Genomic DNA, 26088 nt, shown 5'->3' with positions numbered 1-26088 from the left:
TTTCAGAAAAGGCTATTAAAACTGCTTAGTTAACCTTTCTTTTTTACCTGAAATTTTCCAGCCTAACCAAGCCATAGGAAAATAGGCAAGTAATAAATCGGTGACGTTGAACCAAAGCGGGGAAGGGAGTGACATCACCATAAAGGTGCCACCTATGAAAAACATCATTCCTATAAACAGCGCCAGTTCTTTGGCATAGGAAACTGCTATCTTGGCGGTAATCAACGCTCCGACCAAGGTGCCCAATGCATGGGCCAGAAAAGGGATCAAGAAATGCTTGGGTTCCATCAGGGCCATGGCGGCAGTAAGTCCTTCTGTAGTTGTGAGGTCAGCGCCCTCCGGTGGAGGAATGATTTTCGCACTGTTCATGATTAATAAAGAATTGACAGTACCTCCAATCAGGAGACCTGCGATGACAGCGATGGTGTTTTTCAAAATGGGGTGCATGGGCTAGCTGGACTTGGAGGTGGAATTCTTGATTTGCTTGAGGAGGTCTTCGAGATAATCGATCTGTACCTCTTGGATTTCAAGGAGTTTTCGATTTTGATGGACGAGGAGATGGTCTATTTTCTCGCTGAGAATTTTGATTTCGAGCTCGGCTTTGAGGTCGATTTTGTAATCGTGCTCTGAGCGAAGCCGGTCTTTTGCCTCTTGACGGTTTTGGCTCATCATGATGATCGGAGCTTGGATCGCAGCCAGGCAAGAGAGGATCAGGTTGAGTAAAATAAAGGGGTAAGGATCAAAGGGTTTTGTCGAGAGCACATAAATATTTACCAAAATCCAACAGACTAAAAAAACAAAGAATGCTAAAATAAAAGTCCAACTGCCACCGAATGTTGCGATGTGATCAGCCATTTTTTCTCCAAAAGTGAGTTCCGGCTCGGTTTCGTCTTGGATTTTTTCAGACAAAATTGAATTGTCCCGAATGGCTATCATCACATCCTCATCGATTTTGGCAAGCTCACCTTTTTCCTGCTCGACCAGTCGGGTCAGATAGAGTCGGCGGTAGAGATTGAGTTCGTCCAGACTGATATGATGCTCTGGATTGAGGTCGGGATGATATTCCTTTATCAGCATGTAGATGCCAGCTCGGATTTCAGCCGCCAAAATTTCCTCCCCCTTTTTTAGTGGCTTTTGGCTGATATGGCTTTTCATTAAGTCTACTTTCGTGTTCCTTTGAAGGTTCCCATGGCCATATCGGCGAGGTTGACTTTGCCACTGATTTCTGATGCACTTGCAGTACCGTCGTAGGTAATTCGGTTTCCCTCAATAGAAAACTCCAAGTGAAGCACATTTCCTTTCAAGATGCCGGTGACGGGTGCTTCCCCTAAGGTTCCCGAGTAGGTGCCCGTGATTTTTTCACCGTCCTGCTTGAGGACAAACGTAGGCGTGCCACTTCCCATATCAGTCTGAACATCCACGATCCAGGTGCCACTCACATCAATTTTGGATTGGGCTTGGCTGGAGAACAGGAATGCTAAAAGTAGGAATAAAGTAAAGAGTGATGCTTTCATGGATTTTAGGGTTTAGCTTCAAAAAAGGTAAGCAAAAAAATCAAAAAAGGCTTGTCTGACCCTGATTTTGGAAAAGCTTGACTCCTTCAAGTTGGAGTAGTTTTTTCTTGGCCTCGATTCCTCCCGCATAACCCACCAAGGCTCCGTCCAATCCGATAATCCGGTGACAAGGGATAATAATCGAGATCGCATTGGCCCCGTTGGCGGAAGCCACCGCCCGGATGGCATTGGGATCACCAAGCTGCTGAGAAAGCTCCAGATAGCTATTCGTTTTTCCAAAGGGAATTCCCTGCAAAGCCTTCCAAACCCGCTGCTGAAATTCCGTTCCGACGGGCAATATAGGAAGATCAAAATCCCGGCGTTTCCCGTCAAAATATTCCTCCAACTGCTTTTTGGCCTGATCCAAAATCGGATGATTCCCTTCTTCCATTTCAGCCTGAAGTCCCTTTTTGATCCTCTGATCGATGGCTTCCCTCATCTTCCGGTACTTCCAGTCGCAGAGGCAGAGTTGATTTTGAAATACTCCCAAGATCAACTCGCCCACGGGACTTTTATAAGACTGAATCAGAATTTTTTCCATTAGGGATAGGATTGAGGAGGAAATCGGAATTTACCCGAAAATATCGGTCTCTGTTTCGCTGCCTTATTTTTCTACGACAGCTTCTGCCTCGATTTCTACCAAATACTCATCTCCGATCAGATCTGCGCGCACCATCGTATTGGCCGGCTGTATTCCTGCAAACCGCTTTCCGTGTGCCCGGGAAATCGGTTCCCATTGGTCTACATTTCGGATGAAAATCCGGGTCCGGACCACATCTTCCAATCGACCGCCGAGGGATTGAATGGCGCCCTCGATCTTGTCGAGAATAAAATGCGCCTGCGCCCCGGGATCGCTTCCCCCCATCGCTTTAGAGCCATGGGTAGCCGTGGTTCCCGACACCAAAATCCGGTTTCCCTTTCGTACCGCTCGGCTAAATCCCGCAATATCCTCCCAGATGGTTCCGCTCAGTGCTTTGGTACGGCCATCGGAACCCTGAACCGTCGGATAGGGGGCCGGAAAGGATTCCACGTGATGACTTAGGTCCCCTGAGGCAGTCAGGAATGGCGGTTTTCGATATTCATCTCCACAGTCTCCGGGAATAGTTTGGAGTTTTTGGAGGGCTTCTTTGATGAGCTGTTCATCAGTTGAATCCAGCTGAAGGGAGAAAAGTTGCTCGTTATCGGTGATGTGCTCGCTTTTTCCCAATCGGGCTCCGATGATCACTCCTCCCACTGCTGGTCGGGTCATGATGTAGTGGCTGGCGATATTGGCGATACCAACTTGGTGCTTTTTGGCAATCACATCCAAGGTCTGAAGTAAATTTTGAAAGGAAGTCCAACCACCGGCCGAATCAATGAATCGCTTGTATTTCATCTGCGACCAGGTCAGGGATTCGTTAAGAATAGGCTCGGGTTTGCCCAGCCATTTTTCTGAAAGGAATCCTCCCGCCACCGTACCAAAAGCCAGCAATTTTACCCCATGCTTCAGGCAAAGTTCGGTCATCTGACCTGCAGCCCGCTGATCAAGAAGCGAATAGCAAACCTGATTACTCACCACTTCGATGCCCGAATTGACTACGATACTCAAATGCGCTGTGTCAAAATTGGTCAGCCCCAAGTGCTTGATCAGGCCTTCTTCTTTTAGCTCTTGCAGCCAAAACAGGCAATCCACCCAACTCGGATGTGCATACTGCCAAGCATGAAACTGCATCAGGTCAATTTGCTCGCTTTGCATGCGGGAGAGGGCTGTTTCAACGGCCTTTCGGACTTGATCTTGGGTGATTTTGTCCGGAGAGGGGACCCACTTGGTGAAAAATTGAGCGTTTTCACCACCGAAAGTCTGACGGTAAACTCCCGTGATTTCCTCTGCCGAGCCATAGTGATCTGCCATGTCGAAGGTGGTAAATCCTGCGTCAACATACGCTTTCATGGCTTTGGCTGCTTCTTGTGGATTGACCTTGGTTCCGTCGCGCTCGAGATCAGCAATCTGCCAAAGTCCGGTCAAGGCACGGCAAATAGTCAGCCCGGGGGCGAGTTCGTGGTATTTAGAGAGGGACATCTTAGTTTTCGGGTAGGGTTTTGAATTTTTGAGAAAGCTGTGGGTCTTGGGATTGGAGTTTTTTCCATCGGAAAATAAAATAAGCCGAAGCCACTCCCATCACCAAAATCCAAATCAAGGTAGAATGAAAGTACCAAGCGGTGACTTGTGCCTGCAAATCTTTCGACGTGTGTACAATCAGGAAAAGGCTCAGAAAGATAATTCCTCCCCAGCCAATCAACTGCTGGAAGCCGGGTGAATGGAAAATGGAAATCTGTCCATGCAAGTCTGGATTTTTCCCCTTGAAAAGTACCAAAGCTACACACATCAGCAGGAAATTGACCAGCATGGAAGTCACCATAATGTCGATCCCCAAAAAGAAATCACCGGCAAAATGACTTCCTAAAACCCCGACTGTCGAGACAACGGTAGAGGTGATGATTGCGAGATATGGCGTTTGAAATTTGGGATGGATGGCGGATAGATTTTTGGGGAAAATTCCGTCTTCACTCCAAGAAAATAGCAGGCGTGAAACCGAAAGAATCATCGCCGGAAGGTCGTTGAGCAGGGCCATAGCTGCTCCAAACAAAATCAATACACCAATCCACGGAGGCAAGACATAGCTCAAAACTCCCGCAGCGGAAAGGTCTTTTTGTAGCGCTTCTTCAGCCACAAACTGCCAGGGAACGGTGTGATACACCGCATAGGTAAAACTGAAATAGAAAAGTCCCACTCCGAAAATGGCCAAGAAAATCGCACGGGGGAGGTTTTTCTTGGGATTTTTGGCTTCTCCACCCGCCTGCGCTATGGCATCAAACCCAATGAAGCTGGAGAACAATAGCGCTGCAGCCGAAAGAAAGGTCTTCCAATTCCAAGTAGCAACAGTATCGGAAATGCTTCGATTTTCCTTGGCAAGTAAAGCCTGTGCGAAGTCATTTTGGTCATTGATCAAACCCGCGACGATCACCACGCCTCCGAGTACAAACATCAGGATCATGAGTGGAATCAGGGTTTTTTCATAGGACTTGATCCCCAGAATATTCACAAAAGCAAAGCCCCAAAGGAAGACTAAAGAAAGTCCAACTCGGATGGGGGCATATTCCAGGAGGTTTGATACGGTCACCCAACCCAAGGCCCAAGCCACATCCCGAAAAAACGGAACCACCACATAGGCGATTACCCCGATCACGATCGAGAGCCCAAACCATTGGGAAAAGCTGGCCACAAATCCCCAAAAAGGGTGAATTGCCCGACTGGCATAAAGATAAGAACCACCCGCTCGGGGCATGGCCGAAGCCAAAATGGTATAGGCAAACGCTGCAAAAATTGCCGGGATTGCTGCAAAAAGAAAGGCTGGGAGCACGTAGGGGCCAATGCCGGGCACATTTCGCTGAATCATAAAAGGCACCACGTAGATGGACGCACCGATCATGGAGCAGATCCCTGTGGCGGCCAATCCTACAAGACCGAGTTGACGGGAAAGGTGAGGAGAATGGTGGGACATAGAAGGCTAAAAATAGCCAAAAGGGCCTGACTCAGACAATGCCTTTCAAAGAAAGCTAGGCATTGAAAAGAATTTTTTAAAAAGGTTTCACGCAAAGCCAGAAAGGCGCCAAGTGCTTTTCCCTTGGCGTCTTTGCGTCTTTGCCAGAAAAATGAAAAGGCTTCTCAGAAATACCAAAAAATCATCTGTGCATCTGTAGCTATTTTTCAGTTATTTCCTTCTTCACTAGAAGCTGGACAATCAAAAAACCGGTAAAGGTTGATATGGAATAGTCCACATTCCACCTGACCAAATTGAGGGAATTACCTGAGTTTTATCAGGAAAATTGCTTGGATTATTTCCCTATTTTGAACCGTCAAACATCGGATTTTTAGCCAAACTATGAATAACGCGATCTACCTCACTACCACCGAGCCCTTTTCCGGAAAGTCTATTTATGCCCTCGGATTAATGAACCTTCTGGCTTCCAAAACGGATAAACTGGCCTATTTCAAGCCGATTATTTCCGGAAGCAAAAAGGAAAAAGACCGAAGACTTGAACTTCTGAAAGAGCATTTCAATCTCAATCAAGGGTATGAAGAAATGTATGCCTTTACCCGGAAAAAGGCCTTTAAGGAGATCAACAAAGGCAATGAATCTTTCCTGATCGATACCATTATCGAGCAGTTTAAGCGGCTTCAGGAAAATTTTGATTTTGTGGTGGTCGAGGGGACGGATTTCACGGAGGTCAATAATGTGGAATTTGACGGGAATATTTCCATTGCCAAAAACCTAGGCATTCCGGTCGCCTTGATTCTCAATTGCGAAAAGCGCACTCCATCGGAGATTTTGGATATGGCCCTCTCCTCGGTGCACGGATTTACCAATGAGGGCGTTCAGGTCCTGACCTTGGTAGCGAATAAAGTGGCCAAAGACAAAATGGATGACGTGTCCAGACGGTTGGGGGCGCTGTTTCCGAAAGATATTCTGATTTCTGCGATGCCGGTTCACGAGGAGCTCAGCAATCCAACCATGGCTGAAATCATGGAGTCTTTGGGAGCCAATCTGCTTTTTGGCGAAAATCTCCTTACCAATCGCGTGGATCATTCCATCGTAGGCGCCATGCAGCTGCATAATTTTCTCACCCGACTCGGGCAAAATACCCTGGTGGTGACTCCAGGAGATCGCGGCGACATCATCATCGGTGCCTTGCAGGCCAATGTGTCCCGGAATTTTGGAAAAGTGGCGGGAATTATTGTTTCCGGAGGGATGCATCCAGAGCCGCCGATTGTCAAGTTGATTGAGGGATTGGAGACGATCGTGCCGATTTTGCAGGTGGACGAGGGGACCTTTATGGTCGTGACTAAAGTCAATCAGATTCGGGCACGAATTGCAGCTGGCGATAAGGAAAAAATAGCTTTGGCCATTCGGCTTTTTGAAGCCTGGGTTGATGAAACAGCCCTGACAGACCGATTGACTGCTTTCCACACGGAAACCTTGACACCCCGTATGTTCCAATACCAATTGGTCAAACGGGCCAAAGGAGCCAGAAAACACATTGTTTTACCTGAAGGTGAAGAGGATCGCATCCTGATGGCAGCCGATATGCTGGTCCGCCAAAATGTGGTGGATTTGACGCTTTTGGGAAGCAAGGAAATGATGGAAACCCACGTCAAGCGGCTCAATCTGTCATTGGACCTGGATAAAGTTTTCGTAGAAAATCCGGCCACTTCACCGAGATTGGAAGATTATGCCTTGACCTTGTTTGAACTGCGAAAAAGCAAAGGGGTTACCCTACAGATGGCCCGGGATCTGATGCATGATGTGTCTTACTTTGGGACCATGATGGTGTACAAAGGTCATGCAGACGGGATGGTTTCAGGTGCGGTGCACACTACACAACATACCATTCGTCCGGCGTTGCAGTTTGTGAAAACCAAACCGGGCAACTCGACGGTCTCTTCGGTATTTTTCATGTGTCTGCCTAACCGGGTTTCTGTTTTTGGAGACTGTGCCGTAGTGCCAAACCCAACTTCGGAACAGCTGGCGGATATCGCTATTTCTTCCGCCGAATCTGCGAAAATGCTGGGAATAGATCCCAAAATTGCCATGTTATCCTATTCATCGGGAAGCTCGGGAGAAGGGGAAGATGTGGAAAAAGTGCGAAAAGCGACCGAACTCGTCAAGCAGCGCCGTCCCGACCTCAAGGTCGAAGGTCCCATACAATATGATGCCGCTGTCGATCCGGAAGTGGGGAAAAAGAAAATGCCTAAGTCCGAAGTCGCAGGACAGGCGAGCGTGTTGATCTTCCCGGACCTTAATACCGGAAACAATACCTACAAAGCCGTGCAGCGGGAAACCGGGGCCATTGCCATCGGCCCGATGCTCCAAGGCCTGAATAAGCCCGTCAATGATCTTAGCCGTGGCTGCACCGTCGTGGACGTGTTCAATACCGTGGTGATTACGGCTATACAAGCGCAAGAGCAATAAGCAATTTTCAATTACCAATTTTCAAGGGAAGTTCAATTGGTAATTGAGCTTGAAAATTGATAATTCTCCAAAATTTTCCGTCGCCCAAATCTCCCAACTCCCCACTTCCTAACCTCCTAACTACACACCATGAACGTCTTCGTTATCAACTCCGGCAGCAGCTCGATCAAGTACCAACTCATCACCATGCCAGAGGCAAAAGTCCTTTGTTCGGGCCTGGTGGATCGGATTGGACTGGAAGGTTCCAAAGTGGAGCATAAGTCCTTTTTGCCTCAGGGGGAAGTGAAAAAAGTGCTCGAAATCCCGGTTCCTCATCATTCGGTAGGTTTGAAGGAAGTAGCCAAATTGCTTACAGATGCGGAAGTAGGAGTGATTTCCGATCCATCCGAGGTGGAAGTGGTCGGGCATCGGGTGGTACATGGAGGTGAAAAGTTCGCTTCCACTCAAGTCATCACTCCCGAGATCAAGGCTAAAATCAAGGCCCTTTTTCCTTTGGCGCCCCTGCACAATCCCGCCAATTACCTGGGAATAGAAGTGGCAGAAAGTATCTTTCCCCAAGCTCAGCAGATTGCTGTTTTTGATACTGCTTTCCATCAAACTATGCCTGCCCAAGCCTATCGCATGGCGATTCCAATTGAATTGTATACTGAGAAGGGCATCCGGGCTTATGGATTCCACGGCACAAGTCACAAGTATGTGGGCGAGCGGGCCGGGGAGTATTTGAAGAAAACCGATGCCAAACTCATTACCATCCACTTGGGTAATGGCTGCAGCATGGCGGCAGTAGAGGGAGGAAAATGCGTGGATACCAGCATGGGATTGGGCCCGATGAACGGGCTGATCATGGGAACCCGAGCCGGGGATATTGATCAGTCGGTGATATTTTATCTGGTGCGTGAGCTTGGCTATTCCCTCGATGAGGTAAATAACCTGCTGAATAAGAAAAGCGGAATGCTAGGTCTGACCGGATTCAGCGATATGCGGGATATCAGCAAGCTATACCATCAGGGTCAGTCCGAAGCCATCTTGGCTTACCAGCTCTATGCCTATCGGATCAAAAAGTACATTGGTTCCTTCGCTGCGGCGATGAATGGACTGGATGCGATCGTCTTCACCGGAGGAGTGGGAGAAAATGACCAACTCACCCGAAGTCTTGTGTGTGAAAACATGGATTTTCTCGGGATCCGACTCGATTCAGACAAGAATAAATTGCCCAATAACGGCCTTCGTGCGATTCAAGCCGAGAATTCATCTGTTCAGATTTTGGTGATTCCTACCAATGAAGAGTTGGAGATTGCGAGGCAGTGTTTTGGACTTGGATGAAGCTTGAGATGATTTCTATTTTCTATTCGACCCGGTTAGTGTCTCCTAACCGGAATGGATTGGATTTAATCCCAAATTTTGGTCGTCGATCAACGTAAGTGGGAACCTGTCTGCAACAGGCAGGCACTCACGCGGGCGAAGTTATATCCTGTTCGAATTTTCGAAAGGCTATCGGTGAATGGCTTGTTCTTAGCGATTAAGTGGGATCGTAAATCTTTACACGACAATTGCCACTTTTTGAAGTTCTGCGGCCAATCTATGAAGGGTGATCTCGATTTTTTTTGCTTGTTCAAGGGAAGGATTTTTGGCACCAGAGACGTATTGTCTTAGCAGCCCCGGGTTCATTCCGGCGTGCTCGGCAATCGTGGAGATTTTCAAAAAGTTAAACCTTTGGAACAAAGCAGAGATGTCAAATTGATGTTCAAATTCTACGGATTCAGGGTGTACTTCTTCAAATTCCCATAAGAGATTTTTTATTTTTTGCTCGAGTTCGGAGACATTACCGGCAAAATCAGTTAACAGATTTTGGTTGTATTCTACTCGTCCCCATAGTATTTCTCTTTCGCCTTTTTCAATGGTCAGGGGGATTTTGATCGTTTTCATGAATCGAATGATTAGTTGACTTTTGTAAATTACTTTAGGCCTGCCTGTTTCAGGATTGCATTTAGGGTTCCTATTGGGATATCCCCTCCATGGACAGGAACAGTTATTTTGCCATTTTTGGTTGGGTGAATGAGTTGCAAGTGACTTCCTTTCTGAGTTTTGGGTTCCCAGCCATCTTTATGAAGCAACTTTAACAACTCTTTTACCTTCATGAATCCAAAGTAGCAAAAAAGCTACCTAAATCAAATTGTTTAGAGTCAATTTTTCCTTTGATTCCGATTTAGCTACTTCGTCTCTCTATTCGCTCCGGTTAGTATTTCAACTAACCAGAATGGATTGGGTTTAATCCCAAATTTTGGTCGTCGATCAACATGAGTGGGGACCTGTCTGCAACAGGCAGGCATTGCGCGGGCGAAGATTGTTTTCTACCAAATCCATCGTTCGAAATACCCCCCATCTAATTCCATTTTTTCAAAACCTTCGTATTCTTTTTTCCTTCTTTAGTCCAAACTCCAAAGTTTTCCCGTTATAACTTTACTCATCCAACTTAGGTTCTCTTTTCAAAACCCTAAAAATATCACCCGTGCGTTTTAGGAAATCGTGGTTATTTCTCAGTTTGCTATTGCTGCAATTGCTTCTGTTTGCAGGCCTTTTTTTCTACATCAATCAAAATCAGGGAGTTTTGGTGACTCGCGCCTTGCAGGCCTTCAACCAAAAAATTTATGGGGAAATCCAGATCGATTCCTCCGAGCCCGCGTTGTTTGAAAATTTCCCCTACCTCTCTATCGACTTGCGTGGAGTTCGTCTCTATGAAGACAAATCCGAGGGTACGCCGATCGCACAGGTGGATGATTTTTACCTCGGTTTCAACCTGTGGAACCTCCTCCAAAGTGACTACACGGTCAAAAAAATCAAAGTCTCCGGTGGCTATCTTCATGTAGTCAAAGATTTAGACCAAAGCCTCAATGTGATGAAAGCTTTGGAAAGCGTAACTGAGTCAGATACGCTTGCTACTGAGGCCATGGACTTTAATTTGGCTTCCTTTCAATTGGATAATTTTTTTGCCTCGTACCTAGACCTTGCCGACAGCTTGGAGACCGACCTGCAGGTCCAAGATCTTACGGCCTCGATCAGTTTAAGGGATTCGGTTTATCGGGTCGGCTTGGATACCCGAATGGATTTGGATGTACTTGTCAAGGGGCAGCCGACCTTTCTCAGTCGGAAAAAAACCGGCTTGAAGCTGGATCTGGCCTATGACAGTGAAATCCGAGAGCTTTTGGTGAACAAGTCCAGTTTGGAACTCGAGGAGGCAGATTTTGAATTGGTTGGAAAAGTTGCGCTGCTGGATAGTGGGATGGATTTGGACTTGAAAATCGATGGGAGAAAACCCGATTTCAATCTGTTGGGTGCTTTTTTGCCCAAGGAAGTGGCCGAAGGGCTTAAGCAGTACCAAAATCAGGGGGATGTTTTTTTTCGCGGTTCAATCTTGGGAAAAGTGGGGGAAGGCGAGATGCCTGCGATCAACGTGGAATTTGGCTGTGAGGATGCCTTTTTCCAAAAGACCTCCAATGCCCAAAAACTGGATGAACTTCAGTTTACGGGATTTTTCACCAATGGAGCAGAGCGCAGTCTCCGCAGCTCGGAGTTTCATTTACAAAATTTCAAGGCCAAGCCCGGAAAAGGGGATTTTCAGGCCAATTTGGTCGTCAAAAACTTTGAAGATCCCTACATCAAAATCAACATGCTGGCAGATTTGGACCTGGATTTTGTGGGGGAGTTTTTTGATTTGGAGGGCTTTGAGGGAATTTCGGGAGAGATTAAGCTTTCCATGGATTTTGACGAGCTGCAGGATGTCTCCATGGAGCAGGCCGATCTGATTCAGCTCAAGCAAAGTATCCAGAGCGAGTTGATTCTTTCCAATCTGAGCTTTTCCATGCCCGGTTTGGCACAGCCCATCAAAAAAATGAATGCACGGGCCATCCTTCAGGAAGGGGCTTTAAAGCTCGAACAATTTGACTTGGGGATTGGGGCTTCGGATTTGAGTTTGTCGGGAAGTTTGACCGATTTTCCGGCAGTTTTTCATCAGTTGGATAAGCCAGTAATGGCCAAGCTGAATGTGAATTCTACCCTTTTTGATCTCAGGGATGTGATGGGGGATAGTTCCGCTATGGAAGTAGTTCGGGATCTTTCCGTTAATTTTTCCTTTGATGCCGTCGCCAAGGATTTGTTTAAGTTTGACTATCTACCCAAAGGCAATTTTTTCATCGATGACTTGTATATGAAGCTGGAGAAATTCCCCCATGTGTTTCATGATTTCCATGCGGATGTGCTCATCGAGGAAAATGACCTGAGCATCCGAGACTTCAAGGGAGAGGTGGATCAGACGGATTTTCTGTTTACCGGAAAGGTGGAAAACTACCAAAAATGGTTTCAGGAAGAATTGGCAGGGAAATCGAGTTTTACGCTCGACCTGATCTCCAATCAGCTTCGGATCAACGATCTGCTGACCTATGATGGGGTAAATTACCTGCCGGAGTCCTACCGGGAGGAGACCCTGAAAAATCTTAGTCTGAAAGCCAAGATAGATCTGAACTATCAGAATGGCTTCCAATCCATGGATCTCAATCTGGAGCAGTTCAAGGGAAAATTGAGCCTACATCCGCTGAAGCTGGAGTCGTTTAGTGGCCGGGTGAATTGGGAAAACGGATGGCTGAGTGTGCGGGATTTTGGCGGGAAAATGGGGGAATCAGACTTCAGAGTGGACCTTTTGTATCGCAGGGAAAAGGATAGTAGCGAGCGAAAAAATGAATTTCGCCTTCGGGCAAAGGCCTTGGACTTGGATGCCTTGCTGGGCTTCAAGAGTATTGAGCAAGACACCAATCATCAGGAGTCCTTCAATATTTTTGAGCTTCCATTTTCGGAAATGAGCTTTGCGGCTGAGATCGGGAAATTGAAATATCATACGTATTGGTTGGAAAAACTCTCCTTGCATGCACGCACGGACCCCGGACACATGCTGTATCTGGATTCACTTTCCATGCATGTGGCGGACGGGAGTTTGGGGATGAAAGGCTATTTCAACGGTTCGGATCCCAACAACATCTACTTTTATTCTGACCTGAAGGCGGAAAAACTGGATATCGATAAGTTGCTTTTCAAAGTGGAGAATTTTGGTCAGGATTACCTGATCAATGAGAACCTGAAGGGGAGAATATCGGGTACCATCAGCAGTAAATTCAAGGTTTATCCGGATCTGACGCCGATTTTGGATCAGTCGGAGGCCAAGCTGGACCTCAGGGTGTATGATGGCAGTTTGATCAACTTTGCTCCCATGCAGGCGATGTCGGCGTATTTTTCAGACAAGAACCTGAATCGGGTAAGGTTTGATACGCTAAGCAATACGTTCGAACTTAAGGACGGATCGCTCTTTATTCCCAAAATGGACATCAGTTCTTCGTTGGGATTTATCGAATTGTCCGGCAAACAGGGTTTGGATATGACGATGGATTACCTGATCAGTGTGCCGCTGTCGATGGTGACGCAAGTGGGATTTCGGGCTTTGTTTGGTGGAAGAAACCGTAACGAAGTCGATCCCGATCAGGAAGATGCCATCATCAGCAGAGCGGGGGATAAGAAAGTGCGGTTTGTGAATATCCGCATGACGGGTACTCCGGATAAGTATGATGTCAGGCTGGGTAAAAGATAGGGTGCTTTTGATTCAAGCCCAATGGAGAGTTTTGTACTAGCCTGTGGTGCAACTTCTGGGATAAATCATTTTTAAACCATTAAGGAAGTTTAGGGAATTAAGGTTTATTGTGTTTTCGCCCCGGTTAATGCCTGTCTGCCGAAAGGAAGGCACTCACGCGGGTGAGCAACCTTAATTTCCTTAATTCTAAATGGTAAAAACTATCAATTCTTCCTCAACTCCCCTTCAACTTTTCTCCCTTTCCAGACAACTCTGCAAGCTGCTGGATTCGGGCCGTTCGAGTCTTTTCGGTTTTGGCGAGTTTGAGCCAGCGGAGGACAAAGCGCTTGCTCGAGTCATTGATGCGATGAAAAAAATCACTCGCTCCGGGCACCTTGTCCAGCCCGTCCTGCAAATCCTGAGGAACTTCCAAACGATCCACATCGGCCATAAAATCCCACAAGCCGGCCTGCTTAGAGTGCTCAATCGATCGCAAGCCTGAAGCATGCATCTTTCCTTCTTCGATCAACTTCGCCGCACGATCTTTATAGCTTTTGGCCCAGTGCTGGACTCTTCTCGGGGAAATCAGCTGCATGGTCCGACGCTCGTCCAGCTTTCTGCGAATGCCATCGATCCAGCCAAAGCAGATCAATTTGAGGTTCTGAGCGTTTCGGATTTTACAGCAGCTTGGCTGTGCCTGAACGCGGTCGGCCAGTGAAAAATGGCGCGTACCTACTCGAATCAGTTTATATCCCTACATTTGGCGATAGTTCAAAAGAAGAAGCAATGAAGCGGATTAATGAGTACAAGAAACTTTTTAACATCGAAGGGCCAATAGACCTAAAGCAATTGAAAACCACTTACCGAAATCTGGTGAAGGAATGGCATCCGGACAAGTTTAGAGAAGGGGATGAACTCGCCAAGGAGGCTGAAGAAAAAAGTACCAAAATCATCGATGGTTACCACTTTTTGGTCAGCATCGCTCCAGAGACCCTCGCCGCCAATTTGGAAGAATACACTAAAACCGCTACCGAATCAGGAATTGCGGATTTCCATTACAAAAATCAGGTGATGGAAATTACCTTTCTCGATGGGAATACCTATGAGTATTTTGGGGTTTCCAAAAATACCTACACCAAGTTTCTCAGTGCCGATAATGCTTATCGCTTTGCCCGCCGGAATATCCTTAATTCCTACCTTTACCGTAAGTCGAAAAGGACTGCCGAGACTGTTTAGAAGGTGATTTTATAGGAGTTTTGGAAGCTGAATGGAGAGAGTAGTTTTGCTGAATGTAATTGTTGCATTTTCAGCAACAACTGAATTTTGTGTTTAATTAAGGAATCCAGAAAAGCGTAAAGTTGGATTCACCCCTTCTTAATTCCCTCAATTTCTAAATGGTGAAAAAAGGATCGGTAACCTTAATTCGGCTCAATATGAATCAGCACATGACCTAGCTGAGGAATTTCCCGACGCAGGGTGTCCTTGAGTTCGTGGGCGATGTCATGCCCTTCTTTCACGGTCAGTTTGCCATCCACATGGGCGTGGAGGTCCACGTGGTATTTCATCCCGGCCTTTCGGATAAAGCACTTTTCGGTATCACTCACACCGGGCACCGTAAGCGCGACTTTTCGGATTTCCTCGACCAAGGTATCATGGTTGTTTTCGTCCATCACCTCACTCAGTGCCGGTCTAAATATCCCATAACAGTTGTACAATATAAACCCACAGGCTAGTAAAGCCGCATAATCATCCGCTACCTCAAATCCTTTACCACCAAAAAGTGCGATAGATATCCCGATAAATGCTGCTACGGAAGTGATGGCGTCTGCACGGTGATGCCAAGCTTCAGCTTTAAGGGAGGAACTCCCCAGTTTCTTGCTTCGTCGAAGGACCACTTGGAAGCTGATTTCTTTCCAAAGAATAATCCCCGCCAATACCCACAGTGTCCAGGATTCGGGTAAGGCATGGGGTGTTTGGATGTTTTGGATGGACTGCCAGGCGATGGTAAAAGCAGAGAGGACCAGAAAAACCACCACGGCAAAGGTGATCAAAGGCTCGGCTTTTCCGTGTCCATAGGGATGGTTTTCATCGGCAGGCCGCGCCGCATAGCGGAGACCAATCAAGACCAGCAAGGAAGAAAAAATGTCCACCGTGGACTCGATTCCGTCTGCAATCAATGCATAGGAATTGCCAAAGATCCCAGCCAAAAACTTGATTACCGCTAAAGCCGCATTTCCAAGCATGCTAAAAATGACGGTTCGAATGGCGAGGTTGGGAGCGGACATGCCGTGAAAGTACGAATTACGAATGACGATTTACGAGATGGTGAGGGAAAGGAATCTTCATCATTCAGCGATTGATATTTCATTAAATGAAAGAAGATGGGAATTTTTTAAAATGAATATACGGAATCTTGCCAGTAGCATTTCTAAAGGTCAGAAGACCAAGTTAACGCCATATTTTGGGGAATCTTCGGTCTTCGGTCATCGGTCTTCCAGCCCAAAATCAGTGGAATATTCGTCAACTGGCAGAATAGCGTATAATCAGTTTTTTTAATTATGAATGTCGAACACCGAATGTCGAATAGCGAAGTTCGAATGAACACTGAACACCTAAAGTTGAATAGCCAAGTAGGTTTTGACGAAAATCCGAAATCCGAAATCCCAAATCCGACCTCAATTCTGCTTTTTCCCCACCCAATACAAGCCCGTTCCAATTCCCACAAAAATCGCAGTCATCCAAATCGAGCGCTCGCTTACCTGCATCATTAGCCAAAGACAGGCCATAATCCCCAAAACGGGAATCAGGTAGCCTCCTTTCAAAATAAATCTACCTTCCCCACGAAACTGTGGTCTCAGCTTTGGGATCGCCGCGCAACTCATGATAAACAGGAACAATCGGGAAAGGACAGTCATCGCCGCTAAGGCGGTAAACGATCCAAAAGCGGAAAGGAAAAATGCAGCCAAACCAAAGAAAATGACCGAATTGGCGGGAGTGAGAAACTTCGGATGAACTTCCCCAAACCAGCGCGGTAATGACTTTTCCAAGGAAAGGGCGTAGGTCACCCGAGTGGCGGAAAACATGGAACTGATCAAGTTGGCAATCACCGAAGCAGCCACCCCAATCATCAAAATCACCGCACCGGGGCTTCCAAAAAGTGTGGAGGATACGTCCAACAGTGGGGTTTTAGACTCCGCGATCGTTGGTACTGCAGCCTGAGACACGACCTGAATCAGCATGTACAGCACCGCTACCACCGCCAATCCAAGCAGCAGACCCAAAGGCATATCCCGCTCCGGTCGCTTGGCTTCGCCTGCCGGCACCACTGCGCCTTCAAATCCCACAAAGGCATAAATCAACAGCAATGCTGCCGCTCCCAAATCTGAAACCGGTGGTAGGGGAGAGTCAAAGCTCGGAATTACCGAAGGACCAAGTAGAATAAATCCTCCAACTGGCAGGAGAATCAAAACGGCAAATTTGATGACTGTAAAAAGCGTCATGGATCGGATGGACTCGACCGAACCCAAGACGTTGATCACACTCAGGCCTATGCAGATCAGGGCCAAAGAGATCAAGCGGCCTGTTCCTTCACCCGCTCCCGCAATGAAATAGGCGATGGAATCCGTGAGCAAAACCGTGTTGGCAGAAAAGGAAATCAATCGGGCTAAGTAATACAACCATCCTCCTTGAAATCCGACAAATGGCCCAAAAGCCAAGGTGCCATACCGAATCGGTCCGCCCGTGCCCCGGAAGTAGCTGCCCAACTCCGCAAAACATAAAATCACAGGAAGAATCAGCAAGGCACAGAAGGCGTAAACCAACACGCTGTATTCTTCTGCTAAAGCTGCTGCCCCACTTGGCAAACCAAAAATCCCCGCGCCAATCAAGCCATTGACTACCAGCATCCAAATGCCCCAAAGGCCAAGGTTTCGGGGGAGTTTTTCTTCGGAAGAGGGATTGGAATTTGGCTGTTTGGTCACTAAGGGAAAAGAATTTTTAAGGGTTTTGATTTGAGAAGACCAAATTAATTTTTTGGCAGTCTAATTGGTTAATTCAGGGTTATCTTACTACCCAATTTTCGATTTTGATATTCGTGATTCTTTCAAATTCTTTTTGGTTTTCAGTTACCATGATCATGCCTTTTTCTATTGCCGTGCAGCCAATTAGCAAATCAAAATCACTGATCATTAGGCCTTTTGATCTTAAACGCGCTTTTTCTTTTGCATAAAGGTGAATTGCATTGAAAATCGGTAGAATGATCAATTGGTTTGTAAATGCCTCAATCAGCTCAAGATTTTTTTCAGGGTTTGAACTGTTTTCAGCTCCAAATACTAATTCTGCAAATGTTATCTCAGAAATAGCGCAATTTTCAATGCCGATTTGCCTGAATTTGTTTATTAATTCAAAGTTTCCTCTTAAAAAGTGAACACAAATATTCGTGTCTAAAAGGTATTTCATTCAAAACTTAGTTTTTCTGATTTTTCTACTCTTGAATCTCTAATTTCTTTGATGATTTCGTCTGAGCTTTTTTCGTCTTCCCAAGCACCAAATAAGGATTCCAAATCTGTTTTAATAGCTTTATCTTCAAGAGATTTACTTAGTTTTTCAATAATCGTTTTCTTTGAAGACTTGTCAAATCCTTCCAAAACGCTTAAATACTTTTCTAATATTTTGTTATTGACAGTTAGGGTTGCCATGTCTATCGCTTTTATCTTTTGAAAATATACGAATTCTCTCTCGCAAGAAGCGGATTTAAGCTGATTGCGGTATTATTTTCTCCACTCCAACACCTCCATGGTACTGATTTCAGGTCCGCCGCCGCGGTTAGCTGAACCTGCCTGAACCCAGATTTTCCCATCCAAAAACGCTGCTCCTGTGCCGTGCCTGCCTTGATTGAGATTGGGCAATTTGCTCCAGGTGTGGGTGCGAGTATCGAGAACTTCCACTTCGGCATGGGCGGGAGTCTGCACGCCGCTTTCTCCATTTAGCACGACCAAATAAGGGCCGATGCCCAGGTTGGAGTTTCCTGCACGTTCGGTAGGGATACCGTTTTCGATGGTATGCCAAGTCTTGGTTTTGAAGTCGTAGTAATCCACATCTTTGATGGTAGTGTCGATGACGCGGCCGATTTTTGCATGGGAAGTTCGGCCCCCAGCCAAATACAATCGATCTCCCACCATGGCTGCGCTTACATGGTCGCGTGCACGGGGCGCATCGGTAAGAGAGGTCCATTTTCCGGTTTTCGGATCGAGTTCGTCAAACCAGGAGACAAATCCGTCATAATGTCCATCCTGGATTCCGCAGACCATGTAGATTTTGCTGTTCCGAACAAAAACACCCGCAGATCCTCTCAATCGTCCTTCGGGAAGCGCTGGTCCATCTCTCCAGGTTTTCGTTTTGGGATTAAAAATCAGGATGTTTGGAATCGGAGTTTCGTGGGGATATTTTCCAGTCAAAGCGCCTACCACCCAGATTTCCCCTTGGTAGCTGATGGCCTGGAAATGGTGGATTTCCATGGGGGCATCGGCCAATTTGGTCCAGGTATTGGTTTTGGGATCGTATTCCTCCACCGGTCTTTCCCCACGGCCACCGAGGGAATAGAGCTTGCCGCCGCATTCCACAAAGGAGTTTTCATGGCGCGGAGTGGCTTCGGTTTTTAGAGTGATGGTCGTCCAGGATTCCTGAGCGAAAAGGCTTGTGGAAAGAAGGAAGAAGAGAAGGATTAGGCTGGGTTTCATAGGTTTTTCAATTTCGGATGTGGGATTTCGGATATCGGAATTTCCCTAAGCGGATTAACCTTTTTAAGTAATTGATTTATAATAAATTAAATATTACTTTATTTCTGATTTTTCAAATCTATAACCTTAAAATCAAATCCCTATGAAAGAGCAATTGAAAATTCGTTTCAAGAAATTTGCCTTAAGTATTATTCAACTTTGTGACTTACTTCCCAAAAGGAATGCGACTTTTATAATTAGTAATCAAATCATAAGGTCATCTACTTCTATGGGTGCGAATTACAGATCTGCATTACGAGGTAGGTCTACAGCTGAATTTCTTTCCAAATTAGGAATTGTGGAAGAGGAATCTGACGAAACTCTTTACTGGTTAGAGCTAATTTCTGATTCAGGTTTGGCAAATCAGGAACAAATAGATCCACTTTGGAAAGAATGCAATGAATTGTTAGCCATCGTAGTCTCCACGATAAATACTACGAGAAAAAATCAAAAAACCTCAAAGTAATAGGTAATAACTCTGAGGTTCTTTTTCCGAAATCTGAAATCCGAAATCCGAAATCGTCTATTTTCCCAAATCCAAAATATCCCGAATTTTATTGATCTCCGCCATTTCATCATACAATCCCTTCGTGTCGTCCGCGGCGATTTTGTTTCTGAAATCGGTCAGATTTTGGATATAGCCATCCAAGGCAGCCAGTACATTTTCCTTGTTTTCGACAAAGATCGGTGCCCACATCGCCGGGCTTGACTTTGCCAGTCGCACGGTAGATGCAAAACCCGAACCCGCCATATCGAAGATGTTTTTGTCGTCCTTCATTTTTTGCAAGACGGTCTGACCCAGCATAAACGAAGAAGCATGGGAAAGATGAGACACGAATGCCAAATGACGGTCATGCTCCTCCGGATCCATGAAACGTAACTTCAGGTTGAGCGCATCAAAGAGCTTGTAGGCCTTCTCCTTTAGATGAAGATCCGTTTTTTCGAGTTCGCAGATGATCATCACTTTGCGGTCAAGCAGGTCTGCAAAAGCAGCTTTCGGACCGGAATATTCCGTTCCCGCAATCGGGTGGGCGGCCAAGTACTGTCTTCTTTTGGGATGGCCAGCCATCAAGGCGCAGAGCTTGGCCTTGGTCGAACCCACATCAAAAATCAGGGTGTTTTCGCCTACCTGATCCAAGGTCTGAAGCAAAAGCTCACCAAGCGTATCAGCAGGTGTTGCCAAGATGACCAAATCGGTATCGGCATCAGGTGTTTCTTTAGCTTCGGTGATAATGCCCAAAGTCAAGGCATCTTTCAAGTTTTGAGGGTTGGAGTCGTGGCCGGTGATGCTGATTTCGGGGAATTTTTGTCGTGCTCCCAGTCCAAAGGAACCTCCCAAGAGTCCGAGTCCAATGATGTGTATTTTTCGCATAGCAAGGTTAAGGTTTGATACGGTTGATAGCCTCCAGGATTTTGAATTCGGGCATGCAGAGAGAGAAACGCACGTAGTCATTTCCTGCAGTGCCGAAGATTTTACCCGGAGTGATGAAGATGTTTTTTTCGTAAAGCAGCCAATCGACAAGTTCCTCAGGGGATTTTTCCCCTTCGACTTTACACCAGACAAAAAGACCGGTGCCTTTGGTATCGTAGCTGAGGCCGAGGTGATCGGCAAGTTTCCAGATGAGCTTTCGACGGTTGGTGTAGATTTCGTTTTGGTCAGCAAACCAGTTTTTACCTAAAGAAAGGGCTGCTATGGCGCCTTTTTGAAGTCCGAGAAACATGCCTGAATCCATGTTGGACTTGACCTTGAGCACGGCGGCTACATAGTCTTCCCGACCGCAGAGCATGCCCACTCGCCAACCCGGCATATTGAAGGTTTTGCTGAGTGAGTTCAGCTCCAAAGCGACCTCTTTTCCACCCGGAATGCTCAACACGCTCAAGGGTTGCGGATTCAGGATGTGGCTGTAGGGATTGTCATTGACGAGGATGATGTCATGCTTTTGGGCAAAAGCAACCAATTCGGTCAGGATTTCCATTGAACCTGCAGCTCCCGTTGGCATATGCGGATAATTGATCCACATCAACTTGACCTTGGAGAGATCTTTTTGCCCCAGCTCTTCCAGATTGGGTCTTCCTTTTTTCTCCAGATCCAAGGAATAGAAAATCGGTTCGGCTTCCAGCAATCGAGTCACCGAGGTATAGGTCGGATAGCCAGGGTTGGGAATGAGGACTTGGTCGCCGGGATTGAGAAAAGCCATGCTGATGTGCAGAATCCCTTCTTTGGAGCCCATTAATGGAAGGATTTCCTTGTTGGGAACAAGCTCGACGCCAAACTCACGGTGGTAAAATGAGGCCATCGCAATCCGCAATTCAGGAATGCCCTGATAGCTTTGGTAGCCATGCGCCTGACCGTTTTCAGCCGTGTTTTTGAGTGCTTCGATCACGCTGCGATCGGGAGCGAGGTCGGGCGAACCGATCCCCAAATTGATCACGGGTTTACCTTCGGCAATGAGTTGGTTGACTTCCCGGAGTTTGGCCGAGAAGTAATACTCTTCGACGCTGTTAATTCTGTTTGCAAATCCCTTCATCCTTTTCTGCTGCTGTATTCTCCGAATATTTTTAAGTCGCCAAAATCTTTGACCACCAAGTTCATGGCTTCTCTAAACTGATTGTAATCTCCAAATTCTGCATCGATAAAAAAGGCATATTCCCAAGGTTTTTCCATGACCGGGATCGACTGGATTTTGCTTAGGTTCAGGCCTTTATCCGCCAGCATGGTGAGCAATTTGGCCAAACCCCCGGCTTCATTTCGGATCGTGATTTTGAAGGATGCTTTATTTGGAAGAATCTGGGTTTGGACCTTTTCCTTCTGTAAAATGATAAATCGGGTGAAGTTGTCTTTCACCGTCTGAATGTCTCGAGCCAAAATCTCCAAGCCATAAATTTCCGCTGCGATTTCGCTGGCGATGGCGGCAAGTCCGGTGAGTTTTTCCTCCGATATCCGTTTGGCCACTGATGCTGTGTCTACATCATCATTTTGCTGAATATGGGGATATTTTGCCAAAAAAGCCTTGCACTGAAGCAGAGCCATGGGATGAGATCGAACTTCTCGGATTTCCCCTATAGTCTGTCCAGGCAAAGCCATCAGTTGATGGGCTATGGGCAGGTAATATTCGTCTCGGATAAAGAGTTCATACCGGTCGATCAGGTCGTAATTGGGTAAAATCGCGCCTGCAATGGAGTTTTCGATGGCCATTACGCCAAAATCAGCCTGACCCTGAGCGACTGATTTGGCTACGGGTTCGAAGGTATTGAATGCTAAAATCTCAGAATCCAGCCCAAAGGTTTTCAAAGCCACCTGATGATGGAAAGAGCCCGGAACTCCCTGTATGGCGATTTTCAGGCTCATACCTCGCTTGGATTATGTGCTTGGACCCCTGTCAGCGCCACATGCTTCCAAAAGCTTGGATAGGATTTGTTTACCACGTCCGGCTCCTCGATGACCACTTCTGTTTTGGTCAAAAGCGGCATAAAGGCCATGGCCATGCGGTGGTCGTCGTAGGTGTGGATTTGTACCTGGCAAGGCATGGTAACCGAAGGAATGACCTGGAAAACTTCCGGTTTGATTTCCTTCAGTTCGGCGTTAAACTTGACCAATTCCTGCTGCAAGGCGTAGATCCGGTCGGTTTCCTTGATTCTCAAGCTTTCCAATCCGGTGAATATTGCATTTTGTCCCAAGATGGCACAAGTCACTGCAACAGTTTGGGCGAGGTCAGGGCAATGGGTGAAATCCCAGTTTTTCAAGCCTTTTACGGCTTGTTTTTGGAGAAGCACACCACCGTTTTGGAAGGTGGATTTTACGCCCAAGTGGTCCATGATTTCTACAATGGCCGAGTCGCCTTGTAGGCTGTTTTCTTTTAATCCTTCTAAAAATAGCTCTCCCGAATCCGCACAGGCCAAGAGGCTGAACCAGTAGCTTGCTCCGGACCAGTCGCTTTCCACCGCGAATCGGGTAGGGGTATAGGATTGATGAGGGACCTGGATTTTGTTTCCTTCCCAAGTGTAGGCAATACCAAATTGCGCCATCAATTCCAAAGTCATCTCGATGTAGGTTCGGCTCCCGACTTTTCCTTCGAGCTCGATTTCCAGACCCAAAGGCAAAATCGGTGCGATCATCAGCATGGCTGAGATGTATTGACTGGATACATCCCCGCGGATTTTCACCTTGTCGGTGGTCTGCTTGGGAAGTCCGTGAATTGCAAGAGGAGGGTAACCTTCTTTGTTGAGGTAATGGATTTCCGCTCCGATGGCCCGAAGTGCATCCACCAAGATGCCGATGGGACGTTCACACATCCGGGCTGTGCCGGTCATGACCTTTTTTTGATTGGTCACCGTCGTGTAGGCGGTCAAAAAACGCATAGTCGTACCTGCATCGAGCACGTCAAAAACCGGCGGACTTTTTTCCAACAAACGAATCATGGTCTGCGTGTCACGTGCTTCGGCAAGATTGGTGATTTCGTTTTTTCCTAAAGTCAGGGCATCGATGACCAAGGCCCGATTGGACTCGCTTTTGGAAGAGGGAAGAGGTATTCGTATGGTATCGAATTCGCTTTTTTGAGCAAGGCGAAGGAGTTGCATGGTGGAAATAGTCTAGGCCTGAGCCGCTTGGATTTGGTGGTAATACTGAATGGCGTGTTTGATTTCTTCCCGAGTCACTGGAATGTTGTAGGTACAGTTACCAATGGATTCGAGAAGGGAAAATAGAATAACGGAGCCTTCGTTTTTCTTGTCTTGGGTGCAGAGATCGAGAATGGGATCGAGTTCGTGTAGGGGAAAATCAACTTTCCCATATACCTGAAGAAGAAAACGGCTCATTTCTCTGAATTCTTCAAAGCTGAAACCGACTTTTTCGAAAGAAAGAAATCCCTCAGCGATCATTCCCAAAGCGATGGCTTCCCCGTGAAGCAGGTGATTCTGGGTGTCCAGAAAATAGGACTCGAAAGCGTGTCCGATGGTATGGCCGAAGTTGAGGATTTTCCGAAGTCCGTTTTCTTTTGGATCTGCTTCTACCACTGCTTTTTTGATCCCTACCGAATGGCGGATCAGACTTTCCCAATCTTGGCTTTCCCAATTTTGAGCTTGAAGTTTTTGGAAATAGGCTTTATCCCGGATAAGACCATGTTTGATGATTTCTGCATAGCCGGATCGGAGTTCGGCATGAGGCAATGTCTTAAGAAATTCCGGTGCGATAATGACCGTTTCGGGTTCATTGAATACCCCGAGGTGGTTTTTCAGCCCGTTGAAATCGATTCCCAATTTTCCGCCAACACTTGCATCTACTTGTGATAGTAGGGTGGTGGGGCAATTGATGAATCGGATGCCTCTTTTGTAAATGCTGGCACAAAAGCCTCCCATATCTCCGATAACTCCACCGCCAAGATTGATCATCAGGGCTTTTCTGTCCAAAGCTTCCTCCGTCATTCGGCTCCAAATCAGGGAGCAGGTATCTAGGTTTTTGTGGATTTCTCCGGCTGAAACAGAGATGAAAACAGCGTTTTCAGGTAGAATTTCCTGAATGATCGGTAGACAATGTCTTTGGGTATTTAAGTCTGTCAATACGATCAGCCTGGAATAGGAGATTTTGGATAAAATCTCCGAAAGAGATTTCTTGATATCAGCTGAGAAAATGACGGATTCCACGGGTTAACCGATTTGGTGAGAGGACTAAGTTAGGAAAGCGGTCCCAAAAGGGACGGCCTTCCTGAGGTTGAGAGCAGATTTATTTTTTAATAGGTTCGGCTTCACGGAGTTGCTTTTCCTGGCGCTTTACCGATTCTTCATGGATACAGTAGAGCAATTCTTTCATAAACTTCTCGCTGAGGTGTTTTTTTACACCTTTTTGAGTACGTGAGTCCATCACTTCTTTCCAGCGATCCGATTGAAATACGGTCAAATGGTGTTCTCTTTTGTGGGCACCGATCTGATCGATTACGGCAAATCTTTCCTGAAGGATATCCAACAACTGATCGTCCAAATGATCTACCGCACGGCGAAGGTCCTGCAATCTTTCGTCCGGCTTCATGTTCTCCAAAGGCTGTTTGAAGTCAATGGAGTCGATCATTTCTTTCAGGCGATGCGGTGTGACTTGCTGCTTGGCATCAGACCACGCTTTGTCGGGGTCATGGTGAGTCTCAATCATCAAGCCATCCAAACCGAAGTTCATCGCGCTCTGAGCTACTTCAAGCAGTCCATCTCTGCGGCCTACGATGTGGGAAGGGTCGTTGATCACTTCCATTCCTGTCCACTCCCGCTTGAGGTGAATCGGCATGGACCAGTTGGGCTTGTTTCTGTAGCGTTTGTCGTACGCGTCAGAGAATCCGCGGTGAATCGCAGCGAGCTTATCGATACCTACTGCGTACATTCTTTCCAAAGCCCCCATCCAAAGTTCCAAATCCGGGTTCATGGGATTTTTGACCATCACTGGAACGTCCACACCACGTAAAGCTTCAGCGATTTCCTGTACGGCGAATGGATTCACGGTGGTTCGGGCACCGATCCACAGTACATCGACCTTGTGTTTGAGTGCCATCTCCACGTGAGCGGCATTTCCTACCTCTGTCGTGATGGGGATATTCAAGTGGTGACGTACAATTTCCATCCACTTGAGGCCTTCTTCACCTACTCCTTCGAAAGAACCGGGTCGGGTTCTTGGTTTCCAGATTCCGGCTCGGAAAAGCTGCGGAACCATGTTTTCTTCTTTCATTTCCTTGCAGATCTGTTCGATTTGCTCGGGGGTCTCAGCAGAGCAAGGTCCTGCGATGATCAGTGGAGAGGTCAATCCCAGTCCCCAGTCTTTGATTTGTTTGTGTGGCTTCATACGGCTTGAGCGTTTTAAATGAAAAAAGCCCGACTCTTTCGAACCGGGCTTTTTGTGTTTTTATTTTCTTTTAGTTTTTGGCTAGACAATACACAGCTCCGATTCGATTTTTCTGTCGAAAGTAAAAGTAAAAGAAAGTAAAATAGATCGCTGCTGTGATTAACATGCCGTAAATGTAAAAGGGGATTTTTTAAATCCAAAATTATTTTTTGAAGAAATTGTTGAAGACTTTCAATTGAAAAGGCTTAAAGTTTGCGAATATTTCAATTAACTGGTTTTTAGAAGCTGGTTTTGTAATGATGTATTGATTTATTTTATT

Annotated in this window: 25 protein-coding genes; 5 read left to right on the top strand and 20 right to left on the bottom strand. The window is 46.5% G+C overall.

Annotated elements, in window-relative coordinates:
• Positions 1 to 15: 15 nt before the first annotated feature.
• The 6 genes from CLV31_RS18095 to CLV31_RS18070 all read right to left on the bottom strand — a co-directional run bounded on the left by CLV31_RS18095 (position 16) and on the right by CLV31_RS18070 (position 5095).
• Positions 16 to 447, bottom strand: coding sequence for a hypothetical protein (locus CLV31_RS18095; RefSeq protein WP_111394482.1), 432 nt, complete (start codon positions 445 to 447; stop codon positions 16 to 18).
• Between the two features lie 3 nt (positions 448 to 450).
• Positions 451 to 1155, bottom strand: a complete 705-nt coding sequence (locus CLV31_RS18090; protein ID WP_111394481.1) for a DUF1003 domain-containing protein — start codon at positions 1153 to 1155, stop codon at positions 451 to 453.
• 5 nt (positions 1156 to 1160) lie between these two features.
• The gene (locus CLV31_RS18085; RefSeq protein ID WP_111394480.1) at positions 1161 to 1514 is read right to left on the bottom strand and encodes a hypothetical protein; all 354 of its coding nucleotides are present in this window, start codon (positions 1512 to 1514) and stop codon (positions 1161 to 1163) included.
• Positions 1515 to 1554: 40 nt separating this feature from the next.
• Positions 1555 to 2094 carry a methylated-DNA--[protein]-cysteine S-methyltransferase gene (locus CLV31_RS18080; RefSeq protein WP_111394479.1) on the bottom strand — a complete coding sequence of 180 codons (540 nt, stop codon included), beginning with the start codon at positions 2092 to 2094 and terminating at the stop codon, positions 1555 to 1557.
• A gap of 63 nt (positions 2095 to 2157) precedes the next feature.
• Positions 2158 to 3612 (bottom strand): aldo/keto reductase, encoded by a 1455-nt coding sequence (locus CLV31_RS18075; RefSeq protein ID WP_111394478.1) that lies wholly within the window; start codon positions 3610 to 3612, stop codon positions 2158 to 2160.
• A gap of 1 nt (position 3613) precedes the next feature.
• Positions 3614 to 5095 carry an APC family permease gene (locus CLV31_RS18070; RefSeq protein WP_111394477.1) on the bottom strand — a complete coding sequence of 494 codons (1482 nt, stop codon included), beginning with the start codon at positions 5093 to 5095 and terminating at the stop codon, positions 3614 to 3616.
• 381 nt (positions 5096 to 5476) lie between these two features.
• Between CLV31_RS18070 and pta the strand changes: the two genes are divergently transcribed.
• Together pta and CLV31_RS18060 are read left to right on the top strand one after the other, a co-directional pair.
• Complete coding sequence (pta, locus tag CLV31_RS18065; RefSeq protein WP_111394476.1) at positions 5477 to 7564, top strand: phosphate acetyltransferase; 2088 nt, start codon at positions 5477 to 5479, stop codon at positions 7562 to 7564.
• 129 nt (positions 7565 to 7693) lie between these two features.
• The gene (locus CLV31_RS18060; protein WP_111394475.1) at positions 7694 to 8887 is read left to right on the top strand and encodes an acetate/propionate family kinase; all 1194 of its coding nucleotides are present in this window, start codon (positions 7694 to 7696) and stop codon (positions 8885 to 8887) included.
• A gap of 216 nt (positions 8888 to 9103) precedes the next feature.
• Here CLV31_RS18060 and CLV31_RS18055 read toward each other — a convergent pair whose 3' ends face one another.
• Positions 9104 to 9490, bottom strand: a complete 387-nt coding sequence (locus tag CLV31_RS18055; RefSeq protein WP_111394474.1) for a hypothetical protein — start codon at positions 9488 to 9490, stop codon at positions 9104 to 9106.
• A gap of 29 nt (positions 9491 to 9519) precedes the next feature.
• Positions 9520 to 9702, bottom strand: a complete 183-nt coding sequence (locus CLV31_RS18050; RefSeq protein ID WP_111394473.1) for a type II toxin-antitoxin system HicA family toxin — start codon at positions 9700 to 9702, stop codon at positions 9520 to 9522.
• Positions 9703 to 10073: 371 nt separating this feature from the next.
• Here CLV31_RS18050 and CLV31_RS18045 point away from each other — a divergent pair, with 371 nt between their 5' ends.
• A complete protein-coding gene (locus CLV31_RS18045; protein ID WP_111394472.1) occupies positions 10074 to 13196 on the top strand; it encodes an AsmA-like C-terminal region-containing protein in 3123 nt (1040 codons plus the stop codon).
• A 214-nt stretch (positions 13197 to 13410) separates the two neighbouring features.
• Here the strand turns inward: CLV31_RS18045 and CLV31_RS18040 are convergent, their stop codons facing one another.
• Complete coding sequence (locus CLV31_RS18040) at positions 13411 to 13827, bottom strand: YdeI/OmpD-associated family protein (protein ID WP_245943441.1); 417 nt, start codon at positions 13825 to 13827, stop codon at positions 13411 to 13413.
• A 134-nt stretch (positions 13828 to 13961) separates the two neighbouring features.
• Between CLV31_RS18040 and CLV31_RS18035 the strand changes: the two genes are divergently transcribed.
• Positions 13962 to 14411, top strand: coding sequence for a KTSC domain-containing protein (locus tag CLV31_RS18035; protein ID WP_111394470.1), 450 nt, complete (start codon positions 13962 to 13964; stop codon positions 14409 to 14411).
• A gap of 182 nt (positions 14412 to 14593) precedes the next feature.
• Here CLV31_RS18035 and CLV31_RS18030 read toward each other — a convergent pair whose 3' ends face one another.
• The 5 genes from CLV31_RS18030 to CLV31_RS18010 form a co-directional block, all read right to left on the bottom strand.
• Positions 14594 to 15460: a cation diffusion facilitator family transporter gene (locus CLV31_RS18030; RefSeq protein ID WP_111394469.1), complete on the bottom strand. Its 867-nt coding sequence runs from the start codon at positions 15458 to 15460 to the stop codon at positions 14594 to 14596.
• A 390-nt stretch (positions 15461 to 15850) separates the two neighbouring features.
• Positions 15851 to 17155 carry an APC family permease gene (locus tag CLV31_RS18025; RefSeq protein ID WP_245943440.1) on the bottom strand — a complete coding sequence of 435 codons (1305 nt, stop codon included), beginning with the start codon at positions 17153 to 17155 and terminating at the stop codon, positions 15851 to 15853.
• 79 nt (positions 17156 to 17234) lie between these two features.
• Positions 17235 to 17633, bottom strand: coding sequence for a type II toxin-antitoxin system VapC family toxin (locus tag CLV31_RS18020; protein ID WP_111394468.1), 399 nt, complete (start codon positions 17631 to 17633; stop codon positions 17235 to 17237).
• Positions 17630 to 17872, bottom strand: coding sequence for a hypothetical protein (locus CLV31_RS18015; protein WP_111394467.1), 243 nt, complete (start codon positions 17870 to 17872; stop codon positions 17630 to 17632). Before CLV31_RS18015 ends, CLV31_RS18020 begins: the two co-directional genes overlap by 4 nt.
• Before the next feature lie 72 nt (positions 17873 to 17944).
• The gene (locus CLV31_RS18010; RefSeq protein WP_111394466.1) at positions 17945 to 18913 is read right to left on the bottom strand and encodes a Kelch repeat-containing protein; all 969 of its coding nucleotides are present in this window, start codon (positions 18911 to 18913) and stop codon (positions 17945 to 17947) included.
• Positions 18914 to 19055: 142 nt separating this feature from the next.
• Between CLV31_RS18010 and CLV31_RS18005 the strand changes: the two genes are divergently transcribed.
• On the top strand, positions 19056 to 19418 hold the full coding sequence (locus CLV31_RS18005) for a four helix bundle protein (RefSeq protein ID WP_111394465.1): 363 nt from the start codon (positions 19056 to 19058) through the stop codon (positions 19416 to 19418).
• Positions 19419 to 19475: 57 nt separating this feature from the next.
• Here the strand turns inward: CLV31_RS18005 and CLV31_RS18000 are convergent, their stop codons facing one another.
• The 6 genes from CLV31_RS18000 to CLV31_RS17975 form a co-directional block, all read right to left on the bottom strand.
• A complete protein-coding gene (locus tag CLV31_RS18000) occupies positions 19476 to 20324 on the bottom strand; it encodes a prephenate dehydrogenase (protein WP_111394464.1) in 849 nt (282 codons plus the stop codon).
• A gap of 7 nt (positions 20325 to 20331) precedes the next feature.
• The gene (locus CLV31_RS17995; protein WP_111394463.1) at positions 20332 to 21480 is read right to left on the bottom strand and encodes a pyridoxal phosphate-dependent aminotransferase; all 1149 of its coding nucleotides are present in this window, start codon (positions 21478 to 21480) and stop codon (positions 20332 to 20334) included.
• Positions 21477 to 22301, bottom strand: coding sequence for a prephenate dehydratase (locus tag CLV31_RS17990; protein WP_111394462.1), 825 nt, complete (start codon positions 22299 to 22301; stop codon positions 21477 to 21479). Before CLV31_RS17990 ends, CLV31_RS17995 begins: the two co-directional genes overlap by 4 nt.
• Positions 22298 to 23530, bottom strand: a complete 1233-nt coding sequence (locus CLV31_RS17985) for a 3-phosphoshikimate 1-carboxyvinyltransferase (RefSeq protein ID WP_111394461.1) — start codon at positions 23528 to 23530, stop codon at positions 22298 to 22300. The genes CLV31_RS17990 and CLV31_RS17985 overlap by 4 nt, the downstream gene beginning before the upstream one ends.
• A gap of 12 nt (positions 23531 to 23542) precedes the next feature.
• Complete coding sequence (gene aroB / locus CLV31_RS17980) at positions 23543 to 24592, bottom strand: 3-dehydroquinate synthase (RefSeq protein ID WP_111394460.1); 1050 nt, start codon at positions 24590 to 24592, stop codon at positions 23543 to 23545.
• Positions 24593 to 24671: 79 nt separating this feature from the next.
• Positions 24672 to 25769 carry a chorismate mutase gene (locus tag CLV31_RS17975; protein WP_111394459.1) on the bottom strand — a complete coding sequence of 366 codons (1098 nt, stop codon included), beginning with the start codon at positions 25767 to 25769 and terminating at the stop codon, positions 24672 to 24674.
• Positions 25770 to 26088: the final 319 nt, after the last annotated feature.

Origin of the sequence: Algoriphagus aquaeductus (assembly GCF_003253485.1) — a bacterium.
Classification (GTDB): Bacteria; Bacteroidota; Bacteroidia; order Cytophagales; family Cyclobacteriaceae; genus Algoriphagus; species Algoriphagus aquaeductus.
The sequence above is the reverse complement of the archived record's forward strand: the minus strand, read 5'-3'. Positions and strand labels throughout refer to the sequence as shown.

Coding starts and splice junctions, on each gene's coding strand:
- CLV31_RS18095 (WP_111394482.1), bottom strand. CDS start 447: ATGCACCCCATTTTGAAAAACACCATCGCTGTCATCGCAGGTCTCCTG.
- CLV31_RS18090 (WP_111394481.1), bottom strand. CDS start 1,155: ATGAAAAGCCATATCAGCCAAAAGCCACTAAAAAAGGGGGAGGAAATT.
- CLV31_RS18085 (WP_111394480.1), bottom strand. CDS start 1,514: ATGAAAGCATCACTCTTTACTTTATTCCTACTTTTAGCATTCCTGTTC.
- CLV31_RS18080 (WP_111394479.1), bottom strand. CDS start 2,094: ATGGAAAAAATTCTGATTCAGTCTTATAAAAGTCCCGTGGGCGAGTTG.
- CLV31_RS18075 (WP_111394478.1), bottom strand. CDS start 3,612: ATGTCCCTCTCTAAATACCACGAACTCGCCCCCGGGCTGACTATTTGC.
- CLV31_RS18070 (WP_111394477.1), bottom strand. CDS start 5,095: ATGTCCCACCATTCTCCTCACCTTTCCCGTCAACTCGGTCTTGTAGGA.
- pta (WP_111394476.1), top strand. CDS start 5,477: ATGAATAACGCGATCTACCTCACTACCACCGAGCCCTTTTCCGGAAAG.
- CLV31_RS18060 (WP_111394475.1), top strand. CDS start 7,694: ATGAACGTCTTCGTTATCAACTCCGGCAGCAGCTCGATCAAGTACCAA.
- CLV31_RS18055 (WP_111394474.1), bottom strand. CDS start 9,490: ATGAAAACGATCAAAATCCCCCTGACCATTGAAAAAGGCGAAAGAGAA.
- CLV31_RS18050 (WP_111394473.1), bottom strand. CDS start 9,702: ATGAAGGTAAAAGAGTTGTTAAAGTTGCTTCATAAAGATGGCTGGGAA.
- CLV31_RS18035 (WP_111394470.1), top strand. CDS start 13,962: ATGAAGCGGATTAATGAGTACAAGAAACTTTTTAACATCGAAGGGCCA.
- CLV31_RS18030 (WP_111394469.1), bottom strand. CDS start 15,460: ATGTCCGCTCCCAACCTCGCCATTCGAACCGTCATTTTTAGCATGCTT.
- CLV31_RS18020 (WP_111394468.1), bottom strand. CDS start 17,633: ATGAAATACCTTTTAGACACGAATATTTGTGTTCACTTTTTAAGAGGA.
- CLV31_RS18015 (WP_111394467.1), bottom strand. CDS start 17,872: ATGGCAACCCTAACTGTCAATAACAAAATATTAGAAAAGTATTTAAGC.
- CLV31_RS18010 (WP_111394466.1), bottom strand. CDS start 18,913: ATGAAACCCAGCCTAATCCTTCTCTTCTTCCTTCTTTCCACAAGCCTT.
- CLV31_RS18005 (WP_111394465.1), top strand. CDS start 19,056: ATGAAAGAGCAATTGAAAATTCGTTTCAAGAAATTTGCCTTAAGTATT.
- CLV31_RS18000 (WP_111394464.1), bottom strand. CDS start 20,324: ATGCGAAAAATACACATCATTGGACTCGGACTCTTGGGAGGTTCCTTT.
- CLV31_RS17995 (WP_111394463.1), bottom strand. CDS start 21,480: ATGAAGGGATTTGCAAACAGAATTAACAGCGTCGAAGAGTATTACTTC.
- CLV31_RS17990 (WP_111394462.1), bottom strand. CDS start 22,301: ATGAGCCTGAAAATCGCCATACAGGGAGTTCCGGGCTCTTTCCATCAT.
- CLV31_RS17985 (WP_111394461.1), bottom strand. CDS start 23,530: ATGCAACTCCTTCGCCTTGCTCAAAAAAGCGAATTCGATACCATACGA.
- CLV31_RS17975 (WP_111394459.1), bottom strand. CDS start 25,769: ATGAAGCCACACAAACAAATCAAAGACTGGGGACTGGGATTGACCTCT.